At 32.8% G+C, this 16,325-nt stretch carries 14 protein-coding genes; 6 read left to right on the top strand and 8 right to left on the bottom strand.

The features are described 5' to 3' along the window. Positions 1-20: 20 nt before the first annotated feature. From BM024_RS05915 to BM024_RS05905, 3 genes are read left to right on the top strand one after another with little or no spacing between them, the layout of a single operon-like run. Positions 21-1,595, top strand: coding sequence for an AsmA family protein (locus tag BM024_RS05915; RefSeq protein ID WP_090678544.1), 1,575 nt, complete (start codon positions 21-23; stop codon positions 1,593-1,595). 11 nt (positions 1,596-1,606) lie between these two features. Beyond that, positions 1,607-2,353, top strand: a complete 747-nt coding sequence (locus BM024_RS05910; RefSeq protein WP_090678543.1) for an SDR family NAD(P)-dependent oxidoreductase — start codon at positions 1,607-1,609, stop codon at positions 2,351-2,353. 9 nt (positions 2,354-2,362) lie between these two features. Then, the gene (locus BM024_RS05905) at positions 2,363-3,001 is read left to right on the top strand and encodes a WG repeat-containing protein (RefSeq protein WP_090678542.1); all 639 of its coding nucleotides are present in this window, start codon (positions 2,363-2,365) and stop codon (positions 2,999-3,001) included. Positions 3,002-3,118: 117 nt separating this feature from the next. Here BM024_RS05905 and BM024_RS05900 read toward each other — a convergent pair whose 3' ends face one another. Next, positions 3,119-4,993 (bottom strand): TonB-dependent receptor plug domain-containing protein, encoded by a 1,875-nt coding sequence (locus tag BM024_RS05900; protein ID WP_090678541.1) that lies wholly within the window; start codon positions 4,991-4,993, stop codon positions 3,119-3,121. Positions 4,994-5,291: 298 nt separating this feature from the next. Here BM024_RS05900 and BM024_RS05895 point away from each other — a divergent pair, with 298 nt between their 5' ends. Further along, positions 5,292-6,881 (top strand): L,D-transpeptidase family protein, encoded by a 1,590-nt coding sequence (locus tag BM024_RS05895; RefSeq protein WP_090678540.1) that lies wholly within the window; start codon positions 5,292-5,294, stop codon positions 6,879-6,881. Here BM024_RS05895 and BM024_RS05890 read toward each other — a convergent pair. Next, positions 6,878-7,621: a murein L,D-transpeptidase catalytic domain family protein gene (locus tag BM024_RS05890; protein ID WP_090678539.1), complete on the bottom strand. Its 744-nt coding sequence runs from the start codon at positions 7,619-7,621 to the stop codon at positions 6,878-6,880. The genes BM024_RS05895 and BM024_RS05890 overlap by 4 nt on opposite strands. A 167-nt stretch (positions 7,622-7,788) precedes the next feature. Between BM024_RS05890 and gpmI the strand changes: the two genes are divergently transcribed. Continuing rightward, positions 7,789-9,306 (top strand): 2,3-bisphosphoglycerate-independent phosphoglycerate mutase, encoded by a 1,518-nt coding sequence (gene gpmI, locus BM024_RS05885; RefSeq protein ID WP_090678538.1) that lies wholly within the window; start codon positions 7,789-7,791, stop codon positions 9,304-9,306. A gap of 71 nt (positions 9,307-9,377) precedes the next feature. Here the strand turns inward: gpmI and BM024_RS05880 are convergent, their stop codons facing one another. From BM024_RS05880 to BM024_RS05855, 6 genes are all read right to left on the bottom strand, one after another. After that, positions 9,378-10,883, bottom strand: a complete 1,506-nt coding sequence (locus BM024_RS05880) for a carboxypeptidase regulatory-like domain-containing protein (protein WP_177190165.1) — start codon at positions 10,881-10,883, stop codon at positions 9,378-9,380. Positions 10,884-10,894: 11 nt separating this feature from the next. Next, the gene (locus tag BM024_RS05875; RefSeq protein ID WP_090678536.1) at positions 10,895-12,268 is read right to left on the bottom strand and encodes a CsgG/HfaB family protein; all 1,374 of its coding nucleotides are present in this window, start codon (positions 12,266-12,268) and stop codon (positions 10,895-10,897) included. Between the two features lie 5 nt (positions 12,269-12,273). Beyond that, positions 12,274-12,672 (bottom strand): curli assembly protein CsgF, encoded by a 399-nt coding sequence (locus tag BM024_RS05870; protein ID WP_090678535.1) that lies wholly within the window; start codon positions 12,670-12,672, stop codon positions 12,274-12,276. A 12-nt stretch (positions 12,673-12,684) separates the two neighbouring features. Next, positions 12,685-13,467, bottom strand: coding sequence for a CsgE family curli-type amyloid fiber assembly protein (locus tag BM024_RS05865; RefSeq protein ID WP_143077729.1), 783 nt, complete (start codon positions 13,465-13,467; stop codon positions 12,685-12,687). 19 nt (positions 13,468-13,486) lie between these two features. After that, a complete protein-coding gene (locus tag BM024_RS05860) occupies positions 13,487-13,894 on the bottom strand; it encodes a hypothetical protein (protein ID WP_090678533.1) in 408 nt (135 codons plus the stop codon). A 90-nt stretch (positions 13,895-13,984) separates the two neighbouring features. Beyond that, positions 13,985-15,079: a hypothetical protein gene (locus BM024_RS05855; RefSeq protein ID WP_090678532.1), complete on the bottom strand. Its 1,095-nt coding sequence runs from the start codon at positions 15,077-15,079 to the stop codon at positions 13,985-13,987. 518 nt (positions 15,080-15,597) lie between these two features. Here BM024_RS05855 and BM024_RS05850 point away from each other — a divergent pair. Beyond that, positions 15,598-16,284, top strand: a complete 687-nt coding sequence (locus BM024_RS05850) for a LuxR C-terminal-related transcriptional regulator (RefSeq protein WP_090678531.1) — start codon at positions 15,598-15,600, stop codon at positions 16,282-16,284. Positions 16,285-16,325 lie beyond the last annotated feature (41 nt).

The following is a 16,325-nucleotide window of genomic DNA, read 5'->3' as shown; positions in this document are numbered from 1 at the left end:
ACACTCCAAAAAAACTAGTTATGAAACTGAGTTCAAAAAAAGGAATTGTATTACTAATTTTTATTTCACTTATTCTAATAGCATTTGCAGGCAAGTGGCTTTTTAACCTATATCTAAATAAAAAGATTTCGAATTATGTAAAAGAAGAAACCCATCTTCCCTATCATATAAATTATAAAAACATAGAATTCTCTTTTTTCTACACTGCACTTAGCATTGAAGACATTACAATTAGTTCTATAGAAACCGCCAAGAACTCTAGTTACCCGAACATAGCAGGTAGTTTAAAAAAGCTACATATTTCAGGCATACATCCATTACAAATCATACAAGGGAAACCTATTGAGTTAAATAGCATTTCTATTATCAATCCTGATTTTAGGATTACTAAAAAAACTATTGACTCCCTTCATCAAAAAAACTTCTCTACCAAAAAGCTACCCAAGTTAAATGTAGAATCTTTTACGATAACCGATGGAAGTATACTATATGAGAATCAAGAAGACTCACTACATCTTAATGATTCCAAAGGTTCTGTAAGTATCAAACAGTTCGACTTACAACTAAAATATTTACAAATTGATACAGATGATACCTTACAAAAAATGCCAGTCTCTTATGATAACTTACTATTTAGTATGAAAGAAATTCATTACGACACTCGTAAATTCTATGATCTAACTATTGACAACATTCAATTTAAGGACAACTCCCTATCTCTACATTACCTAAAATTAAAACCTAAATACAGTCGTAAAAAGCATGTTGCTATGCTTGCTTTAGCAGACGATATATTCAATTTAAATGCAAATAAGATTGTGCTTAACAATCTCAGCTGGCATATAGACTCTCTATCCAAATTGAATGTGACTTCAAATAAATTACTGATTGACAGCTTAAATGCTAATATATATAGAAATAAAATACCGCCATTCAACCACAGCACGAAGTCCATGTTTAGTAAAAAGTTACGCAATCTTCCTTTTGGTCTAGAAATTGACACCACGAAGATAACTTCTTCAAAACTAGTTTATGAAGAAGTTGATGAAAAAGCTATTGCACCAGGGAAATTGATATTTAATAATTTTAATGCAACCATTAAAAATATTGTAAGCGGTTACGGAAAAACAAAATCTCTCGATACTCAAATAGCTGTTGATGCTTTCTTTATGAACGATGCTCCTTTACATGTTGATTGGTCTTTTAACGTATTAAACCCTAGCGATCAATTTCAAATTAGAGGAACCATTAAAAATTTCGATGCTCCTGCAATGAATCCCTTTATAAAACCCTACATAAAAGCCTCAACATCTGGTAAGCTAGAATACGTAGCTTTTAATTTTTACGGAAATAATCAAGAAGCTTTTGGTTCATTTGCAATGAAACACAAAGACTTAAAAGTAACACTATATAGAGCAGACGGTAAAGAAAAAAGAGCTTTGCTAACTAAAATAGGAAATTGGTTCATACGTGAAGATTCTAAGGGAGAAACCAAGGAGATAGAAATTAAAAAAGTAGAAAGAATCCAAGAAAAGTCTTTTTTCAATTACCTTTGGCTTTGTATATTACAAGGACTTAAACAAACCGTTTTATAAAAATCCCCCAAATGAAAACAGCATTCATTACCGGAGCTACTTCAGGAATTGGTGCCGCTACAGCTCGCATACTCGCTCCAAAATACCGTTTAATCTTGTGCGGAAGACGTCAAGAAAATTTAAAAGCACTACAAACAGAATTAGAATCCACAACAGAGGTAATCACCTTATGTTTTGATGTTCGTGATAAAGAGACCGTATTTAAGACTATCAACAATCTACCTGATTCATGGAAATCAATAGATGTATTAATAAATAATGCTGGTAACGCACATGGCCTAGACCGTTTTCAAGACGCTGATTTAGAAGATTTAGAAGCAATGATTGACATTAATGTGAAAGGACTTATTTATGTCACTAAAGCCGTACTACCTTACCTCATCAATACAGAAGAAGGACATATTGTTAACTTATCTTCCATAGCAGGAAAGGAAACATATTTAAATGGTACTGTCTATTGCGCATCCAAAGCGGCCGTGGAATCTATCAGTAAAGGATTGCGTTTCGACTTACAACAAGATGGAATTAGAGTAACCAATATTGCACCGGGAGCCGTCGAAACAGAATTTTCAAAAGTACGCTTTAAAGGAGATGACGATCGAGCTGCAAGTGTTTATGAAGGATATACACCACTATCAGCAGACGATATTGCCTCAGCTATAGCTTATGCATTGAACCAGCCAGCTCATGTTCAAATTGCAGATGTAACCATATTTCCAAAAGCACAAGCAAGTGGCACATCTATAAAAAGAGTTTAAGGAAAAACCATGAATCTAAGAACCTTTTATTTATCAATACTTTTTATAGGAGTTAATTGTTCCGTGTCTTCTTATAGTCAAACAAAAACTACTTCTTTAGATAAATCTCCAGATAACATTGCTTATAAACGCATTGAACTAAAGGAATTTGCCTTTAAGAATAATTGGTATTGGTTTGAGGATGAAAACGCCAAGTTATTTGGTATTATCAACACAGATGGCGTAGTAGTTATAGAACCTTTATTCCAGCAAGTAGAATCCTTTGTAGAAGGAATTTCTATCATTAGAAAAGATGGCTTCTATGGAGCTATTAATCAAGAAGGTGTTTTTATAATTCCATATATATATGAAGATTTAAACGCCAGTAATGAACTGCGAATCGCTTTTAAAGAATTCGGATTATGGGGATTCTTTGACCAAGAAGGAAATAAAGTAGTACCCGCAACCTATGAAACTGTTGAAGATTTTTCAGAGGGTTTTGCTGTCGTTTCTTCAAACTATAAATTCGGGTATATAAATTTCAATGGCAAGCTTGTAATCCCCTTGGAATTTGACAGAGCAGAAGACTATGAAATGGGTGACGCTGAAGTTGAATATAAAGGACAAACTTTTTATATAAACAAACACGGTCAAAGAATTAGGGAATAATTTATTGAAGTTTTTTAATCAATTTTTCCTAATACTACTCTGAGCCACATAAGATTGCGGGGCAGGCCCGCAATGACTCCCAAGTTGTAATGAAGTCACTGCTCAGACTAGCAAAGACTATAATCCATTAAACTGAATCCCTAAAGTCAACCATCTACCTGGCATTGGAACAGCTCCTGCTTCAACATAAGAAGCATCAAATATATTTTGAGCATCCATAAAAACCTGATATTTTTTAAAATCATAAGACAAGCGCACATCGGTAATCCAATAGCTCTTATAAGTCAGGCGCTCGTTATATCTAGCAGCTACTAAAGCCGAGAAGTCATGGTGACGGTAATTAACAGTAGAAACCCACTGATGCCTTAAACTTTCTACTGCATACTTAGAGAAATTAAAACCATCATTTCCTTTAATTTTTGGAGACAGATAAGTATATGAAGAACCTAACGTCCATGTGTTATTAACTCCTTTAATCATATATTTAGCTGATGCATTCACTCCTATTGTTTCATTTAATTTAGAGTTATGTGGCTGCCATGGTTCATTGCTAGTCACCCTTACCCAATCTATAAAATCAGCTATATCTCTATAAAAAATAAAAGCATTCGCTTGAAAGTTATCTGATTGATATTTAGAACCTAACTCTACTTGATAAGATTGTTCTGGCTCAACTATAGGGTTCCCCATATTACCAGGCTTTTGTTCTAAATACAAATCTGTAAAAGATGGAATTCGCTGGCTACTTCCTGCACTAAAAACCATCTTCCAATGATTATCAAAATCATAACTCAAATCCAAACCAGGAAAAACTTGCCATCCATAAGCTGTATTATAATTGACATAAGCTCCAATATTATAGTCCAGCAAATTTAGCAACGTACTTTTCAACTCCGCATACATCCCATAATTCGTACGACTGTGATTGCCTATATTACTAGAATTAATGTCCTCATAACGCATTTCTGCTCCAGCGGAAATAGTTCCAAAATCCATATTATAACTCCCCTTTAAATTCGAGGTTAAGGCATGTGAATAATGCTGGCTCCTAGCCACATCTAATCTATTTCGGTAATAGCGATAATCATCGTGATTATATCTATAGATAACACTTGGCGCTAATGAAAACCTATCTGACACTAAGTGATTACCACTCATAGAAAGCAAGTAAGTATTCACTATCTCCTTAGACTCCTTATCGCCAGGTGAAGCATAAAAACCATTCGCACCAAAAGAATTTCGTGACCACCCTCCTAATAACATCATAGAATTACGGTCATTTGGATTTAGATTACCTTGATAAAATAGCCTGTTATTATGAAAAGCTGTGTTATAACGATATCCACTCCCCGATTCATGAGATCCAAACAACATATGGTTGTGCTTCTCTTTTACCAACGTTCCACCTAACTCAATACCTCTACCGTTGTATAATTCTCGATTACCCTCTTCGTCATTCTCGAAATTAGTTCCTGCATACAGCTTTGCAAATGCACCATCCCTCTTCGGATTGGTTGTAACTATGTTTACAACCCCAGTTAAGCTGTTTACTCCATATAATCTAGCAGATGGTCCTCGAACTATTTCAATACGCTCTATTGCCTCTATTGGAACTGGAATCATCAAACTATTATGACCTGTTTGAGGATCTGATATTTTTTGTCCGTTAAGCAAAACTAAATTTTGCTCAAAACTTCCTCCATCTATACTTACATCCGCTTGCGCGCCAAAGGGACCACGCTGACGTATATCTACCCCAGAAACGTATGTTAGTAATTCATTGATTGAACGAACTGGTAACTGCTTTATCTGCTCTTTATCTAAAATCTGTAAATTTCTGTTTTTCAAAGAGCTTGATAATTGAAGTCTTGTTTCATAAATTAAAATTTCTGAAATAGCTGCGTCTTTATTTACTTGTAAACTATCGTTTTGTTGTGCAAATGAGAAAAAGCTACAAAACACCGAGACAACGATATATAAATATGTTTTCATTCTTTTTATTTAAACGACAAAAGTACTTCAATCCCGAACTCCAATCACATTCTTCTTAACTTTTACTATTCCTACACTAAATTTCACAAGTTCTCTATAAAACTGTCAATAAGCTTTCTAATTTTAAATTTCTTTAATTTCATTCATATTTATTATTAAAAATTCATCTCTTAACTACCATTTCAAAAGGTTTTTACTCGATTATTAGAAAAACAATCAAAAAATCTAATACAAGTTTTAAGGACAATAATTATTAAAAATTCAGTTTTTTTGCTTATTTTTAAAATAAAAACTAGCTATGAAACATTTTATTCTAATCGGTTTATTAGCTTTTGGGCTAATTAGCTGTCAAAAACAAAAATACGCTTTACATGTCGTCACCAATGACACACTTATCTTGACTCCGATGAATATAGAAGAGAGTATTGCTTTTGACAGCCTTATTCTCAAAGAAAAATCAAAAGATTTGCAACAGTTCTATAAAACAAATGATTTTAAAACTGGATGGAATCAAGCTAAAAATAGAGAAGACCTTATTACTTCAATAAAAAGTTTGGATGAAGATGGAATTACATTAAAACAATTCCCTTTAGAGAAATTAAAAAAATATAACAGTGATTATAGTACTCTTACAGACGTTCAAAAAACAGAGGCTGACATACTGTATTCAGAAACCTTTTTCAAAATTGCTTCACAACTATACAATGGGGTATTAAGTCCAAAAAAACTTTATAATGATTGGGACATTGATCCTAAAAACATCAATCTACCAGCTACTTTGAATTTAACCCTTATTCACGATGCTGTTCCTATTGCTTTTGATAGTATTCGACCAAAACATCCCGTTTACGGTCAACTAAAAGAAGCTTTAGCCGAATTAAGAAAAATGCCAAATGAAGATTTTATAGAACTAAAGACAATCAACAAACTCAAAGTAAATGATTCACTTCCTGAAATAAAAGTATTAAAGGAGCTATTGATATACTGGAAAGATTTGGCACAAAGTGATAGTATTAATTCAGTATTTGATGAAACCACATCAAATGCATTAAAGCGTTTTCAACTCCGCAATGGGATAGATGAAACGGGCTTATTAGACAAGCAAACCTTAATCGCATTGAATGAAACAAAAGAACAACAAATCCAAAAAGTCATAGTTAACTTAGAACGTTGGAGATGGTATCCAAGAAATCTAGGAAATGATTATGTTTTGGTAAACATTCCTGACTTTAGTCTTGTAGCTGTATCTCATGGAGACACCATTCAAAAGCATAAAATTATTGTAGGAAAACCTGACCGAAAAACACCTATATTATCTTCGCGTTTCAGCGGATTGATAATCAACCCTACATGGACAGTGCCACCGACTATTTTAAAAAATGATTTGGTACCTTCCGCAAGCAAGAACAGAAGTTATTTTGCAAACAGAGGGTTTACAATTTATGACAATAATGGAAATGTAGTAAGTGCCTCAGATTGGAAACCAGAACGTGCAAGTAGTTATAGATATGTTCAAAAACCAGGAAAAGCAAATTCGCTAGGTAGGATTAAGTTTGACTTTAAAAACAACCATTTAGTATACTTACACGACACAAACAACAAAAACAACTTTAACAAAGACAATCGAGATTTAAGTTCGGGATGTATTAGAGTTGAAGACCCTTTCGATTTAGCTGAATATATTCTTACTACAGAAAACAGTAAATACACAATGAAGCAAATCAATCAATGGTTAGAGTCAGAAAAAACACAACATATCCCTTTACAAAAGACTATAGATATTCATCAGTTATACTGGACTGCCTGGAAAGATAAAGATGGTCTACAATTCAGAGATGACATCTACAATTTAGATGGAGACCTTTTTACAAAACTTCAACTAAACTAACTTAAAAATTGAGATCCTTTTAGATATTCCGAGTTGGGATAATATATAAACAAGCAGGTCTCATCTTTTATCAAATCAATTAATTCTTTTTTAATATTTTGGGGGATTGCCGGACAGCCTAAACTACGTCCCAATCTCCCTTGTTTTTGAGCCAAACTCTCCGCAGCATAATCTGCACCATGCATTACAATAGCACGTTCTCTAGCCAAATCGTTATATCCTTTTTCTAATCCATCTAAACGAAGAGAGAAGCCGTGCTTACCACTGTATGTCTCTCCAGTTTTATAAAAACCCAAGCTACTCATATTAGAATTAATAGTATTTGAGAATTTCTGAGCAAATTCATTACCACTATTTCTTCCATGTGAAACTACCGTTTGTAGCAATATTTTATTTTTACTCATATCAATAACCCAAAGCCTTCTAGCAGTAGATGATAGACTAAAATCAACAATTGTTAGTATATCCTTCTTTAGAATTCCTTCTTCTTTCATTTTCCAAAAACCTTTCAATGCTTTTTGAAAACTCTCTTTAGAGGGTGCCGTATATTCTTGAACATCCAAATCAGCATAGCGCTCCTCCATCTTCATCTCAAAAGTCTCTTCTGCCTCAAGTGGCTTAGCTTCTTCAACTTTTACAGTCATTGCTACTTCTCCTTCAACTTCTTTTTCATTCCATGCATGAAAGCCCATAAAGCCTAATGCAAAGAGTACAACTACTGGTAAAATTTTGTAATTCATTATAAATCTATTACTTAAACATCTTCTAAAAAGTGATAAAAATAATCATATTATAAATAAGAGCTTCAAAATGAAGTGCTAAAATTCATTTTTTAACATTCAAAAAATTCTTTAAGACATTTAAACAAGTATCCGTATTTTTGTACAACACAACGAAAAACACAGTAATGAACAAAAAAGTAATCTTAATGATACTGGACGGTTGGGGAAAGTCACCTAACCCAAAAGTCTCTGCTATAGAAAATGCAAATACGCCTTTTATAGATAGTCTTTACACACAATATCCAAACTCTTATGTTTTAACAGACGGTCTTAATGTTGGACTTCCTGTTGGACAAATGGGTAATTCAGAGGTTGGACATATGAATCTTGGTGCAGGAAGAATTGTTTATCAAGACTTAGCTAAGATTAATCTCGCTATTGAAAACAAGACAATTAAAGATGAAAAAGCTATTGTTGATGCTTTCAATTATGCTAAAAAGAACAATTCAAGAGTCCACTTTTTAGGTCTACTTTCAGACGGAGGTGTACACTCTCACGAAAAACATCTATATGGTTTACTAGATGCTGCACATGAAGCTGGTTTGAAAGATGTGTTTGTACATGCTTTCACAGATGGAAGAGATGTTGACCCTAAATCGGGAGCTAATCACATCGCAAATCTTGAGCAACATATGCAAAAATCTACTGGAAGATTAGCGACTGTAATTGGACGCTATTTTGCTATGGATAGAGATAAGAGATGGGAGCGAGTAAAAAAAGCATACGACCTTTTAACAAAAGGAATTGGTATGCCAACTCAAAATGCAGTCTTGAGTTTAGAAGATAGTTACACAAATCTCGTAACAGATGAATTCATCGAACCCTTATATATTGCTGATGACTTAGGTCATCCTATTGCAACTATTCAAAAGAATGACGTAGTAATCTTTTTTAACTTCAGAACGGATAGAGGACGTGAATTGACAGAAGTTTTAAGTCAAAGAAACTTTCCTGAATTCGGAATGGATGCTTTGCCTCTTTATTATGTTACACTAACTAATTACGACCCTACTTTCAAAAACATTCACGTTGTATATGACAAAGAGAATATAACAGAAACCTTAGGGGAAATATTAGAAAAACATGGGAAGACACAAATCCGAATTGCTGAAACCGAAAAATATCCTCACGTAACATTCTTCTTCTCAGGCGGTAGAGAGCTTCCTTTTATTGGTGAAGAACGCATACTTTGTCCTTCTCCAAAAGTTGCAACTTATGATTTACAACCAGAAATGAGCGCTTTCGAACTTAAAACAGCATTAGTTCCAGAACTTAAAAAAGAAACTGTTGATTTTGTATGTCTGAACTTTGCCAATGGAGACATGGTAGGTCATACTGGAATCATGGAAGCAGCAATTAAAGCTTGCGAAGCAGTGGATAAATGTGTTCAAGAAGTTATTGAAACCGCATTAGAACACAACTATACTACCATTGTACTGGCAGACCATGGAAATTGTGAAACCATGTATAATGAAGACGGAAGTCCTAATACAGCACACACAACAAACCCTGTTCCAATTATCATTGTAGACAAAGATATCAAACAGGTTAATCACGGTGTATTAGGAGATATCGCTCCTACAATTTTAAAAATGATGGGAATAGAAAAACCCTTAGTTATGACAGGAGAATCATTAATATAAAAAAATGCTGTTTCATTTAAAATGAAACAGCACTTTTACTATAAAAAACTATGAACATTTAAACTAAAGTTCTAATTCCATTCAGGCATAAAGGCATTTGATTTCAACAAAGTTCTTTGTCCGTCATCTTCATTTTCAGGTAATTCTATAAAATATACATTTTTCTGAGAAAGCCCATCATTTGATGAATTAGTAAAAATAATAAAAGCTTCATTTGGAGAAAATCGAGGGTCTAAATCATTTGTTCCGTTAGGAGTTACCCCAGAAACGTCTCTACGCGATTTAGTAATCAAATCATATACAAACATTCGTGATTTTTTACGAACATAGCCTGCATTTTCAAAACTGGACATATCATAAGCATATAAAATTCTTTTTCCGTCATAAGAGAATTGTAATCCCCCAGCTGCCCCTTTGCTATTCATCAATATATTTTCAATCTCATTTCCACTGAAATCGATAGTATAAATTCGTACTCCATAACCATTTATATTATTCGTTTTCAAAACGATAACTTGATTTACTTCATCTACGTCTACTTCAGAAATCAAGGAACCATCAGTAGTTTCGTAAATCTGAACTAATCCTTGTCCATTGGTGTTTATTCTATATAATTTATCAAAATTCGGATAGTAAATTTTATCACTATTGGCTGGCCAACTAAAATTAATTTCTCTCAGGTCAAAACCGTTTGGTTTTACAAAAGAAGTCACCTTTTGCTTGCTTGTACCATCCTTCTCCATAATAAATATATCGGCAATTCCTTCTTTAGATTGCAAATACGCAATCTTGTTTGCTGCCATATTAATTCTAGGTCTAAAACTAGTAACATTAGAATCCGTTAATTGAAATTCCTCTCCGTTCTCTGTAGTAGAATATATCACTAAATTATCACCTATAGATCTTGTAAACAAGATCCTATTGTCTAATGGAGCCTTATAAACCCTAAAGGAATTCATTGAACTTACCACAGGTTCATTTACTCCATCATTAGCAGTTATCTGCCAGAAATACTTCGCACCTAATTTCAGGTTGGAATAAGAAAATGTAGTATCCACAATACTCTTAAAAACCTCAACTCTAGAATCAAAATCATTTCTCAATTGCAGTATATAAGTCATATTATCGTCATTAGGATCCTCTGCTGTCCACTTAAACTCAATAGAAGTTACTGTTAAGATTTCATTATTCACAGGATAAAGCAACTCTAATTTAGTTGGAGGCTTATTATTGGCACTTGAAGGAGAAAGCTCAAACACTACATTGCTCTTCTTTCCGTGCTGAACCAGAGCCGATTTAAATGCTGCAACAAATCCATCTAACTGCGCTTTTACTGAATATTCCCCTCCAACAACATCTTCAATAATAAACTCGCCTTTTTCATTTGTAAAAACAGTATTAGAGACTGGAGTGGTTTCAATTTTAACATTAACCATTGGTGCAAAACTACCATCCCTAACAACTTTACCAATAATGGTCCCTTTACCAGTTTCGTCTATGGGGTCTTCACTACAAGAGAAAAGCAATAAGACTACCAATAGGTAACTCAACTTGAAAAATATACTATTTATTTTCATCTGTATCATTTTTAAAAATAAAACTTAACTCCGATTCCTCCTGTATAGTAAAAATCATTTCTCTTACCAGACTTAACTCCTTCTAACTTATCTGTAAATGGCAGATGGTGTTCCCCATATGCAAACAACGAAAAATCATCTGATAAATTAAAATTCAAACCCAATCCATATTGCACCTTAAAGAAAAAATCATCTTTACCTTTTCTATTGGCCAACATAAAATAGTCTCCTAACATACCTACCCCCCCATATACATATGGAGAAACATTATCATTGGGAAGCAACATATATCTCAAGTTGGTATCTATACTATACAATTGATTTTTAAAAGATTTTCCTGTTTTCAATTGCATTGGATTTACATTTAAGTTCCATGCAAATGAAGATGATAGATTCCTAGTATAGTCTAACCTGAAAGAATACCCTGCTTTTTTATCTTTTAAATCCCCATCTAACAAAGCAACACCTCCTGAAAGCCCTACCTCATTCTTAGTATGTCTAAATCTTTGCTTTCTATCGTGAAGTAAAGTTGATTCATCGATTACTTTCTCTTTTTTATATTCTGAAACCAAAAAGTTATCCATTACATCACCGTCTTTTGTCTTCCACAAACCATCTTCAATACCTTCGATAATAATGCTTTCTACAGCTTTCTCTATAGCATCTTTCATAGCTAATTGAACAGGCTCATTCACAGTATATCCCATTTCAACTTCGAGAAGTCGTTGAAAGTTCACATATTTAAAAAGGTTAGCAGACACAGCCTGAGACAAAATCGTTTTAGACACATATACTGTTTTCAAAACCCTTCCGTTCGTTGTTGAAACGGCTCTTAAATAAACAGTTATCCTATCTTCTCTATATTGAACAGACCCTCCTACTCCAAAATATCTAGCTCCGCTACCACCAGTGATTATATTCGTATCATAAGACACTACACCACCCTCTAGTAATATACCTGCAAACAACAAGGGAGGTAATGGTTTTTGGTCTGTATTTCCTGCTTTAGCAAATTGCTCTCGTGTAGTATTTATAATATTACGTTCGTTTAATAAATTCCCTAAATTCTCCCTTTCAACAACTGTAAACCATCCTGAATCCTCAAGGCTCTTTATCAATATAGTGGTCCCTCCTTGAGAGATTGCTGTACTAAATGAACTTCCCGTTTCAATATTTTTATATTGTCCAGTTTGATCTCTAAAGTTATAAACACCCGCTACGACCTGTTCAGTGGGTTTTGGCATATTCTTAAGCTTCATACTCCCTGATGTAAGTTCACCAATACGAGCACTTTTATTTGTAACAGGTTGGTTCCAATATGAACCACAACTCACCACAAACAAACTCAATAATATCGACCATAATATGTAAGTAAATACTCTCATAAGCTTTAGTATGAAGGCATTATTATCTGCGTTTGTTCTCCTGACTCTGTATTTAAAAGATTAACAACCATTCCTTCTCCTGATTCGTATATTTCAACGGATAAGGTTCCAAAAACAAATGTTCCTTCTTTTAAGTCTCCTCCAAATTGTTCATTAAATAATTGTCTTGAAAGCTGACTCAGCAATTGATTATTCAAGCGTTCCGTAAACTGTTCCATATCTGATGGTTTTAATTTCTCAGCTTCTGGGTCTTTAAATGAATTTTGAGCATTTGCAGAACTCAACATCATTTGATAATTAAATGTATCTCCTCCAAAAAATGGATTAATAGGTTTATAAGTCAGTTGTTGTGAAAAACACACCGAAGTAAACAATGACAATAAAATTAGAATAGCACCTCTCATAATAATTATTTTTTAATATCGTTTAATTAATTGCGTCTCTCTTTTCAAGCTTTTAAAATAGAATACAACCTTTTGAATTGCCAAATCAGCCATCGATTTTATATAATCGTATTGAGACCGAACAAAAAATTCAAAGACAATATCATTTTCTACTTTTACCGCTATTTTTGTATTACTACCTAAAGTCAGAGTTTCTACTATTTTTATAACCTTATCCCCCTCTATCCCTCTGGATAAATAAGACGAATAAAACAATTGATAAAAATCTCTACCTGCTTTTGTTTTGCATTCATCGATTACAATTCCAGATAACTTAATTCCATCAAAACCAACTTCTGATTCTTCTTTTGTACTTGCACTTTCTAATATTGAATTGAATTCTTCCTTAATTTTATCTTCACTTTTAGTATCATTTAAAACAACACGACTAGTAGAAATAAGGTTTTCATTCACATCATAAACCAATAGAAGCACTATAATCCTATCTTTCGTATCTACATTTATACCCGTCTTAGACAATTCAAGTTTTTCATAAGCCTGTAATACCTTTGCACCACTTTGCTCATTTTTAGATCGATTACCACTATTTACATCATTCTTTATTACAGAAAGTTTATAATGTATACTCTGAATAATCATTGTCTTGTTTTCAGCTATAGCAGTAAAAACAATCTGATTTCCTAATATTGTTTGCTCAATAGATGATTCTACTAATTTTTCTTTTACCTGAGCACGAAGCCCACTTGTAAAGAACATGAACAAAAACAGACACGTATAACAACTCGAAACTCTCATAGTTTTGAAATTCAATATATTAATTATAGTTTCTGACAATCACAGCCTTATCATTTCCAGTAACGAGAATCTTCATTCCTTCTGACATTGAATTACTTCCGAAAACTTGAATATCTATATTATTTCCCTTTTGCATTACTTCAACCTCCTGTCTATTAAAGGAATTATAAGAATAATTCTCAAAAGAATTCCCATTTCCAAATTGCTCAACATTTTGATTTACTACATTAGACTTAACAGAAACATCTACAGAATTGTAATTTCCGAACTGATTGTATATAGATTGGTCATGAGTAGTATTTGTATTAGAAAACAAACTATTATAATCACCAATTTGATTAACATAGACAGATAACCTCCCTTCTTGAGCCACAGAACTAATAGTAACTAAAAGCAACATCCCTAAAATCATTTTAAACCACTTCATAACATTTCATTTTGAATTACCACTATTTATAAAACTCTAGTAAAAAAAGGCTGTCAACTAAATGCTAACAGCCTGATTTTTTAAATAAAATTAGTTTGATTGAAACACACCTGAAATATTGCTATTTCCTAATTGAGTAACAGTACTTATATGTCCATTACCAGTTTGTAACACTCCACTTAAATTTGAATTTCCTGTTTGAGTAACAGTACTAACATGGTCGAAACCAAACTGAGCTACTCCACTAATGTTTCCATCTCCAGTTTGAGTAACAGTACTTGTATTATCTGTTCCAAATTGCAATACACCACTGATGTTACCATCTCCAGTTTGAGTTACGTCAGAAACGTTACTATCTCCTAATTGAAGTACTCCAGAAATATTTGAATCTCCTTCTTGCCAAACATGAGAAGTGTTTCCATCTCCAAGTTGTCCAACAAGACTTATGTTAGAATCTCCATTTATTTGTTGAACTGTTGAAGTATTAAAATCTCCAAATTGACCAACATATGAATAGTTATCAGAACCAACCTCTTGACGAACTGTACTGTAGTTACCATCTCCATCTTGCATTACATCAGATTCGTTGTTATCTCCTAAGTATTGAACTACATAAGAATAGTTACTGTTACCTAGTTGGTCCACGTCAGAATCATTGAACTTTCCTTCGTATTGATATACTGTACTAGAGTTATCATTTCCTAGTTGATAAACATCAGACACGTTTCCTTCTTTATGTTGCCAAACAATAGATTTATTACGTCGTCCGTCTTGATCGACTTTAGAATCATGGTTAAGTCCATCTTGTTCAACCTTAGAATCATTACGTCTTCCATTTTGATCTACTTCTGAATTGTTCCCTGTCCCGTCTTGATCTACAAGAGATACATTACGTCTTCCATGTTGATCTACATCAGAAATATTCAAATCACCTAATTGTAAAACATCAGATTCATTACGTCTTCCTTGTTGATGAACATCAGATTCATTCGAGATTCCAGTTTGCGAAACGAATGAATCATTACGTCTACCATCTTGATGAACATCTGAATTGTTTGTTTCACCTGCTTGAAGCACAATAGATTCATTGAATCTTCCTTCTTGAAGGACAGTACTTTCATTGCTTTGAGCCATTGCTATCACTCCCGACAACAACATTGCTCCTGTTAAAATCACTCTTTTCATAATTTAAAAAATTTAGTTGTTAATTAATTGGTTATTATTTTTTATCTATACTTAATCTATTTCTCTTTCAGTATAGACAACTTTTATTCATCTCTTCATTCTTAAATCAATGCTCAATTGATTAACTAAAGTTTAACTTTTATTAAAATCATATAATTACATAAATCATATTTTCAACTTCAAAACTAATATGTCATTATTTAATAATTTATACAATGATTATTATTAAAAATTAATAATAACTATAATTATTACACGTATATACAAATCAAAAAATACGAATGTCAAAATATATTTGTAATTATTATAATTACATTTACAATAACAAAAATTATATTTTATTGAGCACATCTCAAAAGTACAACCGAATAATTGAGGATAAAATACCCCATTTGGGGTATTTTCGAACAAAAAGAACATCAATCAAATAATAAACCAAATTAAATCGCTTCTCAAATGGAGAATACCAGTTAATCGCAATACTTACAAATCCCATCACCTAACTAACACTATAAAATATGAATACGCTTGTCAAAAACGCCTTTGACATTGAAAGACTTCATTCAAAAGGCACTTTAAAGGCACCTTACCAAAAAAAAGATAAGAATTACATGTATATTTATGATAACCAAAAAAACACTATACAGTATATAACTTCTTCATTTACTAGACTGACTGGTCATCCACAACGAGAGGTCACAAGATTGTTTTTAGATAATATAATTCATGAAGATGACCTATCATATTTCTACAAATGCGAAGAGAAATCTATTAACTTCATGAATCAACATTCCTTTGAAGACATATTCAACTATATATTAATATACACTTATAGAATAAAAACTTTGAAAGGGAATTTTATTAGAATTCTACAAGAATCTCAAGCACTTGAAATAGATTACAACGGAGCACTTTCTAAAACACTGATAACACATAAAGAAATAGAAGATTATGTATCTCGTCCCTTTGACGATTTTAAGATTTATGACAAATCACAACACACTTATATCGACCACAACAACTGCTACAACCTTACAAAAAGAGAAATAGAAATCGTGACACTTATCAAAAAAGGATTAAGCAGTCTTCAAATATCTGAATCACTAAACATAAGCAACAATACTGTAAGAACACATCGCAAGAACATTTTAAGTAAATCCAATTGCAATAGTTTTATTGAGTTGGTAAAAAAACTGAGTTATTAATATTGTGTCATTAAAACACAAACAGAAGTTGTTTATAGGAA

Source organism: Myroides guanonis, from assembly GCF_900114085.1.
Lineage (GTDB): Bacteria > Bacteroidota > Bacteroidia > Flavobacteriales > Flavobacteriaceae > Flavobacterium > Flavobacterium guanonis.
The sequence above is the reverse complement of the archived record's forward strand: the minus strand, read 5'-3'. Positions and strand labels throughout refer to the sequence as shown.